This is a genomic window from Mesorhizobium sp. M1312 (assembly GCF_040318115.1).
Taxonomy (GTDB): Bacteria; Pseudomonadota; Alphaproteobacteria; order Rhizobiales; family Rhizobiaceae; genus Mesorhizobium.
In genome coordinates this window covers 114,590-131,905 of sequence record NZ_JAMYLQ010000003.1, presented here as the reverse complement: position 1 = coordinate 131,905, position 17,316 = coordinate 114,590, and the positions used below count along the sequence as shown (strand labels likewise).

The following is a 17,316-nucleotide window of genomic DNA, read 5'->3' as shown; positions in this document are numbered from 1 at the left end:
CCTCCAGACACTGCCCTCGCCAGCAGCGCCCGCATTTCCTGCGCCTGACCAGGGACCGTTTTGCCCCCCTGTGGCGCACACGCAGCAACCACGCGTGGACGGAGGTTTGGCGATGAGCTCGAAGGACGATCCTTTCGGCCCAGCGGGCAAGACCGTCATTCGCGCACCGCGCCGCGCTGAAAAATCAGCGCCGGCTCCTCACGGCCCTGTTCCCGACAGCGGGCAGCCCGGTCCCTCGCGGGTTAAGGATTCAACGGTTTTCGATCCGGGTGTCGCTCGGCATGCACCGCCGGGCTGGACATCCGGAACCGTGATTTATCAAGGTGCCGATCCAGGCGCAGCGGCGGCAACCGGCTCCTTTGCGGTGACGCCGGGCATTGAGCAGGACATCCTGCTGAATGCCACGGACAGTATCAGATATTCAGCAGCAAATCAGATCCTCGCTGCGGCCGTTCCTTTGCTGATGCTATTTGGCCAGCTCAGACTTATGCCTGTCGAAAGACAGGCGGAACAACTGGCGGAACACGTTGCCGAGGCGATCGAAACATTCGACCGGACAATGGAAAAAGCCGGTGTTCCCGAAGAAGATGCACGGATCTCAAAATTTGCTCTCTGCGAAACCGCTGACGACCTCATCGGCAACCTGCCTTGGCCCAAGAAAGACCCCTGGGCGCAGCACAGCATGCTGTCACAGTTCTTTCACGTCGTGCCCACCGGCTCGGGCTTCTACGAAGCGCTGAACAAGATACTGGCTGCGCCGGAGGCACACTACGACCTGCTTGAATTGATGCATGCCTGCCTGTCGCTGGGGTTCGAAGGCCAGTATCGAGGCCTTTCGCGCGAGGATAACAATCTCGAACGCGTTCGACGCGACGTCTACGAGACGCTTCGCTACTTCAGGGCGCGCGCCGGCGACGACATCTCGCCCCACTGGCAAAGCATGGCGGTGTCAAGCGCACAGTCGTCGCCCCGGTTGCCGCTCTGGGTGGTTGCGGCCGCAGCGTCGGCGCTGCTGACGGCGGCATTCTTCGCATTGCGGGTCTTCATCACCAACGAGGGCGAGGCCCTTGCCGGCAGGTTGCTGGCGCTCGATCCATCGACGCCGATCGCCATCGAACGCGCCAGCGTGGTGCCGTCGGCTGCGCCGGTGAAAGTCGCTCCGCCTGTCGCCGCTATCCCCTCTCAAATCGATCGCATCCATGCTGCACTGGCCAAGACTATCGCGCGCGGCGGACTGACCGTCGGCACGCAGGGCAAGTTCATCGTCGTGGAGATCAACAATATCCTGTTGTTCCCGTCCGGCAGGGCCGAGATAAAGCCGGAGTTTGGACCGATCGCCGCGGACATCGCCGCCGCACTGGAACCGGAGCCTGGACCGATCATGATCGTCGGCCACACAGACAATGTGACGCCGCGAAAATCGAGCCCGTTCAAATCCAACTTCGATCTTTCCATCGCCCGGGCGAAGGCCGTCGCAGCGATGATGGCGCCGCGATTCAGCGATCCCTCGCGAATAACGATCGATGGCAAGGGCGAAGACGAGCCGATCGCCGACAATGCGACGCCGGAAGGCCGCGCCCAGAATCGCCGTGTCGACGTGATGATCCCCAAGGAGGAAACACTGTGAGCACGGCCATTTGGAAGTGCCTATGACGCGTTGGCTCCTGCGGATATTCAGCGCGATAGCGTTGGCCGGTTTCGCGGCAGCCGTCTGGTTTGCCGGACCATTGATCCGCTTTGCCGACATCCGCCCGCTAGCACCCGTCTGGCTGCGCGTGACGATCATCGGCATGATCGTTGCGATCGTGACGCTCTTCTATGGACTACGTCTCTGGCAAAAGCGAAAGGCGCAAAAAGCGATCGAGACGATAGTCGCCCGCAACGACGACAGGGATGACGACTCGCAGGTACTCGAGGCGCGTATGAGTGAAGCCATCGCTGCGCTCAAGCGGTCGAGCGGCAGGGGCAATTTCCTCTATGAGGTGCCCTGGTACGTCGTCATCGGCCCGCCCGGTGTCGGCAAGACAACGGCGTTGGTCAATTCGGGTTTGAATTTTCCGCTTGCCGGTTCGGGCGACGCCCAGCCGGTGGCCGGCATTGGCGGGACACGATCCTGCGACTGGTGGTTCACCGACCAGGCGGTGCTGATCGATACCGCCGGACGCTACACGACGCAGGATTCCAATGCGCAGAGCGACAAGAAGAGCTGGCTCGCCTTCTTGTCGCTGCTTAAGAGATACCGCACCAGGCAACCGATAAACGGGGTTATCCTGGCTATCAGCCTTGCCGATCTCATGAGCCTCGATGATCGGCAGCTTGATGTCCATGTCGTTGAAATACGCAGCCGCCTGCGCGAAATCCACGAAACACTGAAAATCCAGTTCCCGGTGTACCTGCTCTTCACCAAGGCCGACCTTGTCGCCGGTTTCATGGATTATTTTGGCCGTTTCGACGAGCAGCGCCGCCGCAAAGTATGGGGCGCGACATTCCAGACCGCCGATCGCAGCAAGAACATGGTCGGCGAGGCACCGGCCGAATTCGACGCATTGGCAAAACGCCTGGCGCAGGAGATGGCCGACCGCCTGCAGGAAGAGACCGATCCGGTCGCACGCATATCCATCTTTGGCTTTCCAGCCCAGTTTGGTGCGCTGAAGGGCCGTATTGCCAGTTTCATCGCCAGCATATTCGATCCGGCCCGCAGCCAGGTGAACGTCAGCTTGCGTGGACTCTATTTTTCATCGGGCACGCAGGAGGGGACGCCGATCGACCAGGTGCTGGGCGCAATCGGTCGGAGTTTCGGCAGCGCTTCTCGCGCCCATCTTTCCGGCACTGGCAAAAGCTTCTTTTTGCACGATCTTCTGACCGGCGTCATTTTCGCGGAATCCGGCTGGGTTTCATACGACAAATCGGCTGAACGACGTGCAGCGATTGCCAGATATGGCGGTCTTGGCGCAATAGCGTTGATCGCTGCCGCGGCTCTGGGCACTTTGGCCCTGAGCTTTACGGCCAACAGGTCGCTGATCGCCTCTACAGCGCAAGCTGTAAGCCGCTATCGCGAGACGGCGGACCCGCTCCTCAAAAGCACGACAGTCGCCGATGTCGACCTCGAAAACGTCATAGGCCCGCTCGACCAGTTGCGCGAACTGCCGGCTGGGTTCGACACCAGTGACTTGCCGACTCCGATCGAGGCGACGTTCGGGCTCAGTCAGCGGGAAAGACTTCTTTCGGCATCAAAAACAGCTTACCGGCAAGCGCTGGAGCGCATGTTCCGTTCGCGCCTGCTGCTTCAGGCCGAACGGTCGATCCAGGCCAAGATGGCTGATCCCGCCGCGCTTTACGAACCGCTGAAGATCTACCTGATGCTTGGCGGCAAGGCGCCGAAGGTCGACGACGAGTTGATCGTTTCCTGGATGAGGCAGGATTGGGAGCAGAACCGGTATCCGGGCGAAAACAACCGCGAGGGACGGGCGCAGCTCGAAAAGCATCTGCGGGCCATGCTTGCGTTGGACGACGCCTACGATCCGGTTTTCGAACTCAACCAGCCACTTGTCGAAGCCGCTCAACGCTCGCTCGGACGCATGAGCCTTGCCGATCGTGCCTCTGCCTTGGTGAAATCGGCGGTATACGCGGCAGCGCTGGATGAATTTTCCGTCTCCGTGAAAGGCGGCCCGGAAGCACGGCTGTTGTTCGAGCGTGTCGATGGTGGCGATCTGTCAGGCCTTCGCGTTCCCGGTATCTACACCTATAGCGGCTTCAACAACTTCTATCTCGGACAGCTCTCGCGCATTGCGCAGATGCTTGTCGATGACCAGTGGGTTCTCGGTGGCGGGGGCGAGCAAGGTGGCATCGACCAGGAGTTGCTTAAGCTCGGTCCCGAACTTCTCGAGCGCTATGGGAGGGAGTTCGCGGCGGCGTGGAACGGCGTTCTCGACAAGTTGAAGTTCAAGCCGATGCTGAAGGACAAGCCACACTACATCGCACTGTCCGCTGCCGCGTCACCAACGTCGCCAATCGACCAGCTCTTTACGGCGATCGCTGACGAAACGGCTCTGACGCGAGAAGCTGGTTCCGGCAAAGACTCCGGCTCCGAGGCCGAAGCCGACATGCTTCAAAACCAGCCGCAGAAGGCTGCAGATGTCGGCGGGGGATTGGCCCGCATCGGCGTTCAAGTAGCCAGCGGCAAATCGCAAAGCCGGGCCGGTACGGGGTCGGCTAGCGTGCAAAACGGGAATCCTGGGGCGAACATCGAAGCGCAATTCAGATCATTCCAGGCTTTGGTGAACGGTCCCGCCGGACGCCGCCCAATCGATGCGTTGACCCAGAATTTCCGCGACATCTATCAAAGCCTGCAACTGGCGGCCGACGTCCCTTCGCAAATGGAACGCGCCAACATGAATCTGCAGCTGCAGATATCCACACTTCGCGCCAATGTCTCGCGGCTGCCCAAGCAACTCGCCCGAATGGTCACGGCGACCGCCGACGAGCTTGACGGCAACGTCGCGGAAACCTCGGTAGCGAATTTGAACCAGATGCTCGACCAGACGGTCACCCGCGCCTGCGAGGAGGTGGTCGACGGCCGTTATCCTTTCGCCAGCGATGGCTCAGAGGATATTGCAATGGCGGATTTCGCGAAACTATTCGCTCCAGGCGGGCTGATGGACCGGTTCTTCGCACAGAATCTCGCGTCGCTGACCGACATGACCGGCCAGGACTGGAACTGGAAACAGGATGCGCGCTTCGGGCGCGACCTGTCGAAGTCGACCTTGAAAAACTTCCAGCTGGCCGCGGAAATCCGCAACGCCTTCTTTCCTTCAGGTGGTTCGGTGCCGTCGGTCAGTGTCACCTTTACCCCGTTTTCACTGCATGGCGAGGCCGATACGGCGGTACTCGACGTCGATGGCCAGATTGTCCAAAGCAACCAGGCGGGCAACGCGCCAAGCACGGTGAGCTGGCCAAGCGGCATGGCGTCCGCGTCCGCGGGCCTGAGCCTCATTCCGGAAATGCCGGGCCGTGAGTCCGCGATCAAGTTCGACGGTCCGTGGGCACTAAAGCGTCTGCTGGACAAGGCTGATATCAGCAGCACCGGCGGCAACACGAAAGCCCGCTTCGTGATCGGCGGACGCGATGTCGCCTATACGATCCAGACCAATTCGGAGCCCAACCCTCTGTTCCTGCCTGCGCTTTCTGGCTTCAGCTGTCCAAAGGCGTTTTGAGATGAGCTTTGAGCTTGCCAATACGGTGCGGCTGTCCATCGGCAACAGATGCGCCGGCGTTGATTTCGATACTTTAATATTCGAGCCTGTGGCAAACTGGCGTGAGCGAGCGCCTGACGGGTGCGCCGCAGAGGACGCTTGAGAAGCGCTTGGTGGCAAAGTGAACAATGTCGCCCTTCCCTTTGAAAGCTTCGGCGTTAGCCACAGAGGCTGTGTCCGTGAGCTCAATGAAGACAGCTATCTGGTCGAGCCGGAAACTGGCCTGTGGGTGGTGGCCGACGGAATGGGTGGACATGATGCCGGGGAAGTCGCTTCGGCCAGTATCGTCGATCATCTGGCAACGATCGGCATTGCAAGCTCTGCACCGGATCTTCGCGCCCGCTTCGAGGACCGGCTGAGCCGGGCTAACGCCGAAATCCGCAGGATATCGGAATCCCGCGGAGTAACCATTGGCTCCACCGTCGCCGCCCTGCTGGCGATGGATGGGCGGTTTGCCTGCCTGTGGGCGGGTGACAGCCGCGTCTATCTGATCCGTAACGCCTCGATCTCGCAGATTTCGAAGGACCATACCGAAGTTCAGGAACTTCTCGACAGCGGCATGATCAGCGCAGCCGAAGCGCTTACCTGGCCGCGCCGCAACGTCATCACGCATGCGGTCGGTGTCCGTGACGAGATCGTCATTGACTTCCAGCAAGGCGAAATCATGCCGGGCGACATATTTGTGTTGAGCACCGACGGGCTGACAGCGCATGTCACAGACGCCGAGATCGAGGCGGCGGCGGTGTCGGCGACGCCTCAGGCGGCATGCGAAAACCTGCTGCATACGGTGCTGGCGCGCGGGGGAACAGACAATGTCACGATCGTGCTGGTGAAGATCGGAGACGGGCGTAACGGTGCCCATCCTGATCCTTCCAGAGCGGAAGGTTGAGGCTGATGAGCGCCGACGACAAGACGCGGATATCGCCTAACGTGGCCACCACAGCCGTGGGCACACAACTCAGCGGCATCTATGAACTAGACGAGCGGATCGCATTCGGTGGCATGGGCGAAGTCTATCGTGGCCACAACATCCAGACTGGCGATCAAGTCGCGATCAAGATTGTCTTGCCCGAGTTCGCCCGGGATCAGACGATCCTGTCCCTGTTTCGCAAGGAAGCGTCGATCCTGAATCACCTCTCGCACGACGCGGTCGTGCGATATCACGTCTTCACGATCGACCCCGGTATCGGTCGCCCCTACCTTGCCATGGAATTCGTCGACGGCCAGTCGCTGTTCGATGTCATGCGACGTGGCCCGATGCCGACGGACGACGTGCGCAAGCTCTGCCATCGCCTGGCTTCCGGCCTGAGCGCCGTGCACCAGGCGGGCGCAATACACCGCGACCTCTCTCCGGATAATATCATCCTGCCAGGAGGCCGGGTCGAACGCGCAAAGATCGTCGATTTTGGCATCGCGCGGTCGGCGACCGTCGGCGGAGAGACGCTGATCGGCGGAAAGTTCGCTGGAAAGTACAACTACGTTTCTCCCGAACAACTCGGGCTGTACAGCGGCGACGTCAGCGAGCAATCCGACATCTACAGCCTGGGGTTGGTGCTGGCCGCTGCTCTGCGCGGGAAACCGATCGACATGGGCGGCTCCCAGTTCGAGATCGTCGAAAAACGCCGAACCGTTCCGGACCTATCCGACATCGATGCCGATTTTCGTGGAATTGTTGAAGCCATGCTGCAGCCGGATCCACAAGACCGGCCGATCAGCATGGCGGGCATCGCCAGGGCGACACGTGACGACACGGACGAGGAGACAAAGCCGCCAACGTCGATCACACCGCGCGATCGGACGCTGCGAACGGGGGGAACCGCCGCGCCTGGCCCCAAGCTCCCAAGTCAGCCTCCGGCGGCTCCCGGTGAACAGCGCTTCGTTCCGCATGTCCGGCCGGCGCATCTGTCCGAACCAAGGCCTTCGCCAGCTGCCGGTCCTGCTCGGGCGATCTTGCCAAAGGCCCCTGCAAAGTCCGCCAGGACCCGATCGATCGCGATCGCTGCCTTGGCGACATTAGCTGTCGCGTCGGGTGCAGGCGTTTATCTCAGCGGCCTGATGACGCCTTCCACGCCGACCGCCGGCGACACAGCGTTTTTGTCGCCAAACGCATCAAAACCGACCCCGACGGACATTGCTGCAAATTCGCCGGGCGATGAGCCGGCAAAGGCAGTTCTACCTGAGCAGTCACAAACAGAAGCCACTGCGCCGCCAGCTGAAAGTCAGGCAGGTGCCGCGGCGGATCAAAAGTTGGAGCCGACACGGCCCGCCGAAATCCTCTCACCATCCGAAGAAACCTCGGAGCCGGCGGCATCCGCGGAAACCTCGGAGCCGGCGGCATCCGCGGAAACCTCGGAGCCGGCGGCAGCCGAAGCGCAGCCGCCGGCTGAAAATTGGCCGGATGCCGCGGCGGATCAAAGGTTGGAGCCGACGCGGCCCGCCGAAGTCCTCTCGCCAACCGAGGAAACCCCGGAGCGGGCGGCATCCGAGGAGACCTCGGAGCCGGCGGCAGCCGAGGCGCCATCGCCAGCTGAAAATCGGGCAGATACCGCGGCGGATCAAAAGTTGGAGCCGACACGGCCCGCCGAAGTCCTTTCGCCAACCGAGGAACCCCCGGAGCCGGTTGCGCCGCGCATCCAGGTCGCGCCCAAGCCGCCGGCCGACAAGGCACCGCCGCCCGCAGCGGTCCAGCCCGAAATGATGGAGAGCCGGAAGCCCGATCAGCCGGCCAGCCAGCACGCGCGGGCCGCAGAGCAGACGGATGACGCGAGCGCAAAACGGCAGCGGTACGAGCCGGCGCCAGGCAAACAGCCGGGCGAAGCCACTGTTGCCTTGAACGTGCCGAAACCGGACCTGAAACTGCCGCCGAAAAATGCCCTTGACCACGCTGCGCAACGGGTCTCCTGGGTGCGCGACTTCAACGGCGGCGACTGTTTCTATGCGACGTTGACGTCGGCAACCGAGACCGCCGTCGCGATCGAAGGATTGGGCACAGAGGTCCAGCCGTTCGAACGAATGTTGTCCGATTTCCAGGCAAGGTTCCATGTCGAACCGGACATCAGTGTCCGCCTCATTGAACCGGCTCAATGCGAAGTCACCAATTTTCTGCGCTTTCTGGACCAGATGCCGGCTGACAAGCCGCGGCTTGTTCTCGATCGAACGACGGTGCCGAGCGGTTCGCCGATCGGCGGCACGCTGGTGACGCGTGGCGGCCTCATTTCCAGCGTGCTGCTGATCGACCACAGGGGCATGGCATTCAGCCTCGACAATCGTATCTTGGCGCAAGCGGACAAGGCCACCTTCAACATTCCGATCGATCTCGGCGCAGCCGACAAGGCGGCCGGTAAGGTCGTGCCGCAGATCATAATGGTCATCACGGGTCCACAGGATATTCAGGCTGCGGCGTTCTCCGCGCCGACACCAGCCGCGCTGCTGCTGCCCAGGATTCTCGAAGAGATCGACACCAACCGATCTGAGTTCTCCGCCACGGCAAAGTACTTCCGGCTCGGCGGGTAGCATGGACGCCGATGGACCACCGCCGCTCGCGTTTTTCCTTCCTGACCGCTGTCCCGCCCAACAATCAGCGTGACTGGCTTCGCGGCCTGCTTGCCCCGAGAGGCCGTATTAGACTTACGGTGATGTTGGGCGCGACATTGCTGGCTTTCCTGTCGCCCCACGAAGCGCGCGCCGAATTCACCGTCTGCAATCAGACGCTCGACGTCGTCAATCTCGCTGTCGGCCAAAAGGTCGACAATGCGGACCAGACCGATGGCTGGTGGACCATCGGCGCAAATCAGTGCGTGAACGTCATCCGCGAGGAACTCACCAACCGCTACATTTACATCTATGCGACGGACGTTTTTGGCCATGCGACCCTGACCGGGTCGACCGAAATGTGCATCGCCCGGCGGCGTTTCTCGATACGCGGCATCGATGAATGCTGGCAGCGCGGCCATATCGCCGCACGATTTCTCGAAGTCGATACGCTTGAACAGGTGCGGTGGACCTTTTTTCTGACCGGAAGCAATCCGTGACGCACAGTATCGACACAAGCTTCAGGTTGAAAAAGCAGGCGCGCGCCGCCCTGCGCAGACGCAGGCTCTGGCGCAGGCTCCTTGCCGGGTTTGCCCTGGTTGTCCTGTCGTCGATCGCCGCCGGCTTCTTTCTCACCGCCGATTATTGGTCGTTTGGCGATGAGGATGAGGAGTTGCAAGCCGTCGAGGGAACCGACGATGTGCCGGCCGACGCATCTGTCTATGTGCCTGCCATCATCGATCTCGCAGGCGACCCGATGTGGATCACCCTTGCGCCCGACACCGGCGGCGCAACAAAAAGCCAGGTGATCCCGCGCCCGGCAGAACTCGATCAGGCCGGCGTTTCTCCGCAGATCGAAATTCTGTCCGACGTGATGCTTAGCGCCAGCGAAAAGTTCATGACAACGATACCATCCACGCAAGAAGATTTCGCATTCTTCCAGGCGCAGCGACAGACCGCGCCGGCGCCGTCCAACGAGTTGCAAAACGATGTTCAGCCACCGCCCGTTCCAAACGAGGCTCCGGTTGCTTCGGACCCGCATGCCGATGATGCCGAAGCAGGTTGGGGCGAAACAATCGATTCAGGCGAGGCAGCCCTTCCCGCGTTCCAGAAAACCCAGATCGAAAACAACACAAGCGTTGCAAATGTCGTCAGTGAACATCAACGATTCGAGGCTACCGAGGACATTTTCGTAAAGATCCTCAACGACCGCAGCCTGGACAGCGTTGCGCTCGATGCGCATTTCTCCGCCGAGGACGCCAAGCTGGCGGGCGAAGCCCTGAAAGCGCTTTTCAATCGGGAGAGCCTTGAGCCAGGTCATGTCGTCGCCATGCGCGGTTTCAGGCCGACGCGCGAGACGACAACCATGTCCCTCATGCAGGTTTCGATCTACGCCAGGAACGTATTTGTCGGCACGCTGACGCGCAATGCCGCTGGGGTGTTTGTGTCTGGTGTCGACCCCTGGGTCCGCGAAGACCTGTTCAACTACTCGGGCGCACAGGCGCAAGGCACGCACAAAAGGCAATACCGGCTGCTCGACGCAATCTACTCGACAGCAGCACGCAACAAAGTTCCGACCGGCGTGATCGGAGAAGCGATCATGTATCTGTCGCGAGGACAGGATCTGGATGCCTTCGCCAGCGAAGACCAGCGTCTGGTCCTGATCTATTCGCAAAAGCCACGAGGCAAGGAAGAGACGGCCGGACGGGTGCTGTATGTTGGCGTCCAGGGTAGCGAAAAAAGCCTTGACTGTTTCGTGTTCCAGCAGACCGACGGCCAGTTTGCATGCGTTAGCGGCGACGATCAGGTTCGCTCGCTGACAGTCGCCAACGGCATGGTCACCCCGGTCAACGGGGTCATGACCTCCACTTTCGGCCCACGCAAGCACCCAATCCTCGGAACCGTTCGTATCCACAAGGGCGTGGATTGGGCGGCGCCTCTGGGCACACCGATAGCCGCCGCCTTCGACGGCGAAATCGTCTTTCAGGGTGATGGAAGTGGTTACGGCAATCTGATGAAGATTTCGCACGGGGACGGCAGCGAGACGCGCTATGCGCATATGCAGAAATTCGCGGTCAAGGCCGGTGTCGGCGCGAAGGTGAAGGCAGGCGATATCATTGGCTATATCGGCACCACCGGTCTTTCGACTGGGCCGCACCTGCATTTCGAGCTCTATCGCAATGGGCAGGCGATCGATCCGCTGGGTACGGTCACGGCAATCGCAACAGACGTTTCCGCTGTCGAAACGCTAACCGACCGTATCGTTCAAGTCGAAAGTGGCGGCAAAGCCCGCGCCAAAAACCCACTTTCTTCGGCGACCGGCGCCGGTCAGTTCATAACCAAGACCTGGATCAGGATGATGAACACATACCGCCCGGAACTGGCGCGGACACTGTCAACCGCCGACCTGCTCGCTTTGCGTTACGACGCCACCATCTCGCGCGAGATGGTCAGCAATCTGGCGCGCGAAGGCGAAGCTTATCTTCGAGCGCGCGGCCACCAGATCACAGCCGGCCGGCTTTATCTCTGTCATTTCCTGGGAATGGAAGGCGCCCATCAAGTGCTGTCGTCGCCGGGTTCGGCGCAATTGAGCGCCGTGCTCGGATCGGCCGTCATTCAAGCCAACCCGTTTCTCACCGGTAAGTCCGCCAGCTATGTCGTGAGCTGGGCCGAAAGGAAAATGGGGCGGAAGCTGAGCCCGAAGACGACTGAGGTGAGCCAACAGACGACGACAACGACGGAAGTCCGGCAGACATCGCCCGAGTTCGAAAAATACAAGCAGGCGATCACGGCTATGGTGAGTTCCGTTCAGAATGCGCTGTGAGCCAGCACGTGGTCCTATCGGAAGCGGTTTTGCTGCGCCGACCCCTTGGTTCGCGTCGAACCCGCTCCAGCTACTCAGTCCTTATCCGCATTTCCACCCGGCGGTTTACCGGATCGAATGGGTTGGGGTTGCGCGGGTTGGCTTCGCCCAGGCCTGTCGCTTTGATGCGGGCAGGATCGATGCCGTTAGAGGTGAGGAAGGTTGTTACCGACCTGGCTCTTCGTTCCGAAAGTCCCTCGTTGTAATCAGCCGAGCCGGATGCATCGGTGTGACCCTCAACAACGAAGTTCAGAGCGCTCAGTCGGCTGTCCTTCAGTGCTTTGGCGAACTCGTCCAGTTCAGCGCGGGCAGTCGCATCGAGTTCCGCAGAATCCAGGCCGAAATTGATCAGCATGTCGAGGCTGGGTTTTTCGGCCGGCGCTGCTTTGTTCTTGCTGTTGCACTCGTCTTCGGTGCCGACGCAAATTCCACGTGTCGGGCCGAACTCGGTCGCCCTGTCAAAAAACTTCACGATGTCTTCTGATTTCTGAAGCGGATCAGCAAAAGCGTGGGTCGAAAAAAGCGCGACCGTAAACACGAAGGCTAAACTGCCCAACTGCATAGCGGTTACTCCTGTCTTGAGCATCCGATTTCGGCGGTTGTGGACTATACCAAAATCCGAAGCGATTGTCTGTGAATAAACGCCAACCATACGAGTAGTGGAAGGCAGTTGCATCTTGCTATGACTGAGACTTGACCCGCGCGCTGTCGAGGGCTTCAGTGTCGATTGTTCCCCAGTGAAAGCGTGGCGCCATGGCCAATGAGCTTCGATTCAAAACGGCACGGGACCTTTTCATGGCCTGCCCCGCTGTTTCCAGGGACATGGTAGCACTTCCGACCGAACAGCCTTCAATCGAATTTTGCCGTACGCTTCTTGCCGGGCGGGTGCCCGAGGAGGCGATTACGTTCTGTGCATATCTGCTTCCCGAGCGGGCTGCGGTGTGGTGGGCACATGAATGCCTGAGCCACCTCACCGTTCTGCTCGACAGCAGGGATCAGGAATTGCTCGCGCTTGTTCGTGACTGGGTCAGCGAACCGGATAGCCCTCAGCATCGCCCAGAAGTGAGCGAGGCTGCGGCAGGAATGCCGCCAACAACGCCTGCCGCCTGGATTGCCCTGGCTGCAGGATGGCATGGCAATGGTGCAGCTATGGAGACGTCAGCGGTATCGGCCTTGCAGCCAGCCGCCCGCGCTGTGAGTGCGGGGGTTCTGGCCGGACTGGCACGCGTTGCATTGGAGGACCGTTTTTCAGTTCTTTCGGCGTTTGTCGAAATGGGCATTCAGATGGCGGAGATCGAGGCGCTGCGCCAATCAGCGGATGCATACTAGACTGCGGTCTGGATTCAGATTGCTTGCCCTAATTTCCGGCTGCCGCTCAATGTTCGTCGGTCAACCGCCCCAGCCGCCTCCGCCGCTCCCACCGCCGCCCCCACCGCCGCCCCCACCGCCCCCACCGCCCGAAGCAGGAATGATCACGACAGGCGCGGCAGGCTCTTCCTCAACCGACTTGATGATTTTTTTGTTGACCACCCGTTTGGGAGCGGCCTTGACGACCTTCTGCTCTACAGGTGTCCTGCGAACGACCTTCGGCGGTGACGTCTCCACCAGCGGCGTCGGTTCGGGTGGCATCAAGGACGTGCAGCCTGTGAGCCCCGCCAGGATGCCGGACAGGGTTGTTCCGACGATTGCTTGCTTGAATGTCCTGTGCACCATTTGCCTCCTGATCGATTAAAACACATCCCGACGCGGGTTGGCTTCTTCCCAGACCCTCCTGGCCGCGCCGACCAGTTGACTGTCCAGCGAACCGGACGCGGGGACCTTCGACCTGAGCTCCCGGCGCAATTGCTTTAATGCTGCCGTTTTCACCTTCGTGCCGAAATTTGCGAGGTTCGTCCGGGCTTCCGGCAGCTGGTCGCGGGTGTCCAGTGCGGCCGCAAATGCAAGAAAACGGACCGCGGTGGCCTGATCGGCCTTTTCACCCTTTTCCATTTCGAGAACCGCGCGATCGAAGGCACCGGACGGGTCGCCCCGCCTGGCAGCCATCTCGAACAGTCTTTGCGCTTCTGCCGGGTTTCGCTCCACCCCGACGCCGTCGCGATACATGCGCGCAAGGCTGCTTGGAGCGTAAGGCTGGCCGAGTTCGGTGGCTTTCTGAAACAGGGCAAGCGCCGTTTTCGGATTTTTTTCGACGCCCGCGCCGGACAGATAGTTCCGCCCGAGCAGGTTCATCGAATACATGTCCTGCCGCTCGACGCCAGCCTCCAGGAAGGCAACGGCACGGGCCTGATCGGCGGGCACGCCGTTGCGGCCTTCGGTGAAGATCGCGCCGAGATCGTTCATGGCATAGGTGTGCCCCATCGCCGCCGCCTTGAGCAGCAGGTCCAGCCCCTTGCTGGTGTCGCGCTCGACGCCGTAGCCATGGAACAAGGCACGGCCCCACGACGTCATCCCGTAGGGATCACCCTTGTCGGCTGCAGCCGCGTAGAAGGTGTTGGCCTGCTTGCGGTCGACAGCCAGGCCCGTTCCCGTCGCGTAGAGGTAGCCGAGCTCGAACACCGCGCGCACGTGTCCTCTGTCGGCGGCCTGCTGGATGGCTTTCCTGGCCTGGTCGACCTTGCCGGCTGCAAGCAGCGCGCGCCCCAGTTCGTAGCGGAAGCGGCCGACATCGGGGTACGCCTTCACAGCAGCCTCGCAGAGCTTCACCGCGTCGGCGCCGATTTCATTTGGCAGCAGGCCGGGGACAACGCCTTGAAGGTCAAGAGGTTCGCCGGCAGCCAAGTCGCACGGATCAACGCTCGGCGACAGTTTCATTTTGGCGGGTTTGGATGCTGCGCTGTCCGCCCGAATTTCGAAGGCGATCTCGACCGGTGCACTGGCTCCGATCTGGGGTTCATAGCGCAGTCCCTCTACTTCACCGACCGTCAAGCTCGATTCGGGCGACAGGGTCCGATCCGGCAGGGAGAGCGTTCCCGTTGCCGGATAGTTTGTGACTTTCAGGCTGACCGCCGCATCGTCTGTCGGGACGTCCAGGTTCAGAGCAACGGCGCCGACGCCGACCGGAACGTCGACGTCCCGGTTCTCGATCGCCTCGGCCGCACCGGTGACATGAATGCCGCGCTGCAGCACCTGCTGCTTCTGCTCGGCTTCGAGCGCGGCCATCACCTGTTCGCCCTCGGCTCCTTCGCCGCTCTTGACCCGGAACACCAGCATGCCCTTGGCTTCGCCCCCCCAATTGTCGCGTGCGGCGTAGGCCAGCATATCCATCTCTTCTGGCTCGCCAACTCCCTTGGGGACATCCATCTGCAAATGCGGCAGATCCTTGCCCTGGATCAGATCCCCCGCTTCGACAACCTTGCCATTCAGCATCAGGCGTCCCAAGGCGGGCGGTCTTTCGATGCTGACGGTGATTGATCCGCCATCGACCTCCACCGGTTCCGGGAGGTTCAGATCGACGGGCCCGACCCCCGACAGCACGACCTTCTCCAGCACCGGCGGTAGAGAGGGGCGGCTGCTGCGACGCATCAGAACGACTTCGTCGATCAGCGAAGAGTTCTCCCAGGGAACCTGCAGGCCCTTGGTAGCCTCAACCACATCCCGGCGGACGGCCGACATGACCGTGCGGATCTCCTGGTTCGGGGCCAAGGCGCGGCGAGAAAACGCCAACGAAAATGGGCTGAGGTCGCCTGCGCCGTCATAGGCAACTGCGCCGGGTTCGGTGGCGAACGCAATCAGCGTGTTCAGTGAGCTTCTTATTTGCGCAAGGCCGGTGCCGCTGGCGGTAAGAAGCTGGTCCCTGAGCCAATAGTCCTTGCGAGGAAATGGATTGTTGCGACAGGCATCGAGGATAATCACCTGGATCTTCGATTTCGAACGCATCTGCTGCAGCACGTCGTTCAGCTTGATTGCCTGGACCTCGACGTCCGCCGCATCTTTCAACGAGGCATCGACAGGGATCAGGAAATTTTCGCCGCCGATCTGAAAGCCGTGACCGGAATAGTAGACGACAGCCACTTCCGCGCCGTCCACGGCGGCAAGATAGTTGCGGAACTGATCTTCAAATTGCAGCTTTGTAAGATTGCTGGCGACGAAAACATCAAAACCAGCCGCTCGAAACGTGTTGGACACGTCCACCACATCTTTGGCCGGGTTCTTAAGGGCCGAGATTTCCTTGTAATCGGAGTTACCGATTACAAAGGCGACCCTTCGTTCGACTGCAGAAGCCTCGAAAGTCGTGAAGCTTGCGAGCATCAATGCCGCAACGAATCCGCAACGTCGGAGCATGGCAAATCCCTTAACCGCTGTTACCTCGACCACAAGAACACAGCTTGCAGTGCCAAGGTCCGTTAGAGAGCATGCTATCTGCCGAGACAGAAAAGAGAGAAAAGCCGTCGCGACAGCGGTAAATTCCTCACTTGATCAGACCCTAAATTACATCAGAGGCCGAGTGTCCGCAATGATTGTCAGACGGTTTCTCGACCTCGCTGCTTGATCCCCTCGGACCACGCGCGGCCGGCATTTTGATCGTAGCAAGTTGCAGCTCGGTTGTGGTCGGCGATGCCCGGAGAAAATACAGCTCGTGCTGGCGCACCTATGTTTCGTCCCAGCGACGAACGTGCACTGCCGCCTGCCAGGCCTGACCGCCGCCCTGCACTCTTGACCTCCGTACACGCGCAACGCGTCAGAGAGCGCCCGAGTTTTCCACTACTAATATCGGTCTACCCCTGATTTTCTCTACCCAACATTTCCAAGACTCAATTAGCGTCTTCTTATGGAGCATCGGCACGCCATTCGAAGAAACAAGGAAGGGCTTTGGGAGGTCTACGACATAGACGACGATAGGGTTGTCTTCGCAGACGGGGTGGCGCTGACAAATTTGCTGGATGACGAGGCACTCGACGCCCTAGAGTTGCTGAAGGGTGGATTCCTTGTTCCGAGCAGCGCTCCCAAGCCAGCCGACAGTTCCTTGAGGGATACGCTGAGGTCGACTATCCGCAAGATGAAGCACTGAAGGCGGATAGCTGACGCGCAAAAGCCCCGCCGCTTGGCGGGCTCCCGGCAGGTTTCGGAATTGCGATTTTAGAAAGCCGGTGAACTACATCAGCCGGTGCGTTCGCTCGTCGATATCTGCCACCCTATATCGGCGACGTCGCAGCCGCGATGCAGAAGGTATGGACCAATTTGCCCGCCCGAGGCTCAACCCGCCGCACGTGTCAAAACGAAAACTCTCCTTCGTTTGGTTGATGCCGGAACAATGCTCCGTCCGTAAGTTTGTACTGCATATTAGCAGGTGCTGTTATGAGGTTTTTGCCCGTTCAGGAACCGACCAACACATGGGCCGTGTTCGATACCACCGTGGATGTGCCTGCGGACTTCGCTGGCACTTGCCTTATCGGCTTGACGCGGGAGCGGGCGGAGTGGCTCGCAGCGAAAGCCAATCAAGATGCATCGCTGAGAAGTAATTGGATCGGCCGGTTATCATCCATGGAGCCTGAGCACAGCGTGGTTCCATACGCAAATATCAAAAATGGCTTACACTCGCAGGGAAGATTTCAGTGACGGACGAAGAGGCCGCTGCGTTGGCAGCCAGGAATCAGCGGTCTGGGTAAGTCTGACATCACCTGCAAAACCGATCCAGCGATTGATTCCCGGCGTTGGGTGGAGGCTATCCAG

10 protein-coding genes are annotated in these 17,316 nt (G+C 60.6%); 7 read left to right on the top strand and 3 right to left on the bottom strand.

What is annotated here, in order from left to right:
* Positions 1–112: 112 nt before the first annotated feature.
* From tssL to NKH36_RS05790, 6 genes are all read left to right on the top strand, one after another.
* Positions 113–1,627, top strand: a complete 1,515-nt coding sequence (tssL, locus tag NKH36_RS05815) for a type VI secretion system protein TssL, long form (RefSeq protein WP_352958014.1) — start codon at positions 113–115, stop codon at positions 1,625–1,627.
* 22 nt (positions 1,628–1,649) lie between these two features.
* The gene (gene tssM, locus NKH36_RS05810) at positions 1,650–5,213 is read left to right on the top strand and encodes a type VI secretion system membrane subunit TssM (protein WP_352958013.1); all 3,564 of its coding nucleotides are present in this window, start codon (positions 1,650–1,652) and stop codon (positions 5,211–5,213) included.
* Positions 5,214–5,373: 160 nt separating this feature from the next.
* Complete coding sequence (locus NKH36_RS05805; RefSeq protein WP_352958012.1) at positions 5,374–6,141, top strand: PP2C family protein-serine/threonine phosphatase; 768 nt, start codon at positions 5,374–5,376, stop codon at positions 6,139–6,141.
* A 5-nt stretch (positions 6,142–6,146) separates the two neighbouring features.
* Complete coding sequence (locus NKH36_RS05800) at positions 6,147–8,765, top strand: serine/threonine-protein kinase (protein WP_352960710.1); 2,619 nt, start codon at positions 6,147–6,149, stop codon at positions 8,763–8,765.
* Positions 8,766–8,776: 11 nt separating this feature from the next.
* The gene (locus tag NKH36_RS05795; protein ID WP_352958010.1) at positions 8,777–9,283 is read left to right on the top strand and encodes a DUF1036 domain-containing protein; all 507 of its coding nucleotides are present in this window, start codon (positions 8,777–8,779) and stop codon (positions 9,281–9,283) included.
* Positions 9,280–11,607, top strand: coding sequence for a M23 family metallopeptidase (locus tag NKH36_RS05790; RefSeq protein WP_352958009.1), 2,328 nt, complete (start codon positions 9,280–9,282; stop codon positions 11,605–11,607). Before NKH36_RS05795 ends, NKH36_RS05790 begins: the two co-directional genes overlap by 4 nt.
* A 70-nt stretch (positions 11,608–11,677) precedes the next feature.
* On the opposite strand, the gene NKH36_RS05785 is transcribed toward NKH36_RS05790, so the two are convergent.
* Entirely contained in the window at positions 11,678–12,208 is a 531-nt protein-coding gene (locus NKH36_RS05785) for an OmpA family protein (protein ID WP_352958008.1), read from the bottom strand.
* 191 nt (positions 12,209–12,399) lie between these two features.
* Between NKH36_RS05785 and NKH36_RS05780 the strand changes: the two genes are divergently transcribed.
* Positions 12,400–12,975 (top strand): DUF6931 family protein, encoded by a 576-nt coding sequence (locus tag NKH36_RS05780; RefSeq protein ID WP_352958007.1) that lies wholly within the window; start codon positions 12,400–12,402, stop codon positions 12,973–12,975.
* A 60-nt stretch (positions 12,976–13,035) separates the two neighbouring features.
* Here the strand turns inward: NKH36_RS05780 and NKH36_RS05775 are convergent, their stop codons facing one another.
* Together NKH36_RS05775 and NKH36_RS05770 are read right to left on the bottom strand one after the other, a co-directional pair.
* A complete protein-coding gene (locus NKH36_RS05775) occupies positions 13,036–13,359 on the bottom strand; it encodes a hypothetical protein (protein ID WP_352958006.1) in 324 nt (107 codons plus the stop codon).
* A 15-nt stretch (positions 13,360–13,374) separates the two neighbouring features.
* Positions 13,375–15,894 carry a caspase family protein gene (locus tag NKH36_RS05770; RefSeq protein ID WP_352958005.1) on the bottom strand — a complete coding sequence of 840 codons (2,520 nt, stop codon included), beginning with the start codon at positions 15,892–15,894 and terminating at the stop codon, positions 13,375–13,377.
* Positions 15,895–17,316: the final 1,422 nt, after the last annotated feature.

Bases quoted from the DNA above. Each gene is read 5' to 3' on its own strand.
- tssL (WP_352958014.1), top strand. From the start codon at position 113: ATGAGCTCGAAGGACGATCCTTTCGGCCCAGCGGGCAAGACCGTCATT.
- NKH36_RS05785 (WP_352958008.1), bottom strand. From the start codon at position 12,208: ATGCAGTTGGGCAGTTTAGCCTTCGTGTTTACGGTCGCGCTTTTTTCG.
- NKH36_RS05795 (WP_352958010.1), top strand. From the start codon at position 8,777: ATGGACCACCGCCGCTCGCGTTTTTCCTTCCTGACCGCTGTCCCGCCC.
- NKH36_RS05800 (WP_352960710.1), top strand. From the start codon at position 6,147: ATGAGCGCCGACGACAAGACGCGGATATCGCCTAACGTGGCCACCACA.
- NKH36_RS05780 (WP_352958007.1), top strand. From the start codon at position 12,400: ATGGCCAATGAGCTTCGATTCAAAACGGCACGGGACCTTTTCATGGCC.
- tssM (WP_352958013.1), top strand. From the start codon at position 1,650: ATGACGCGTTGGCTCCTGCGGATATTCAGCGCGATAGCGTTGGCCGGT.
- NKH36_RS05770 (WP_352958005.1), bottom strand. From the start codon at position 15,894: ATGCTCGCAAGCTTCACGACTTTCGAGGCTTCTGCAGTCGAACGAAGG.
- NKH36_RS05775 (WP_352958006.1), bottom strand. From the start codon at position 13,359: ATGGTGCACAGGACATTCAAGCAAGCAATCGTCGGAACAACCCTGTCC.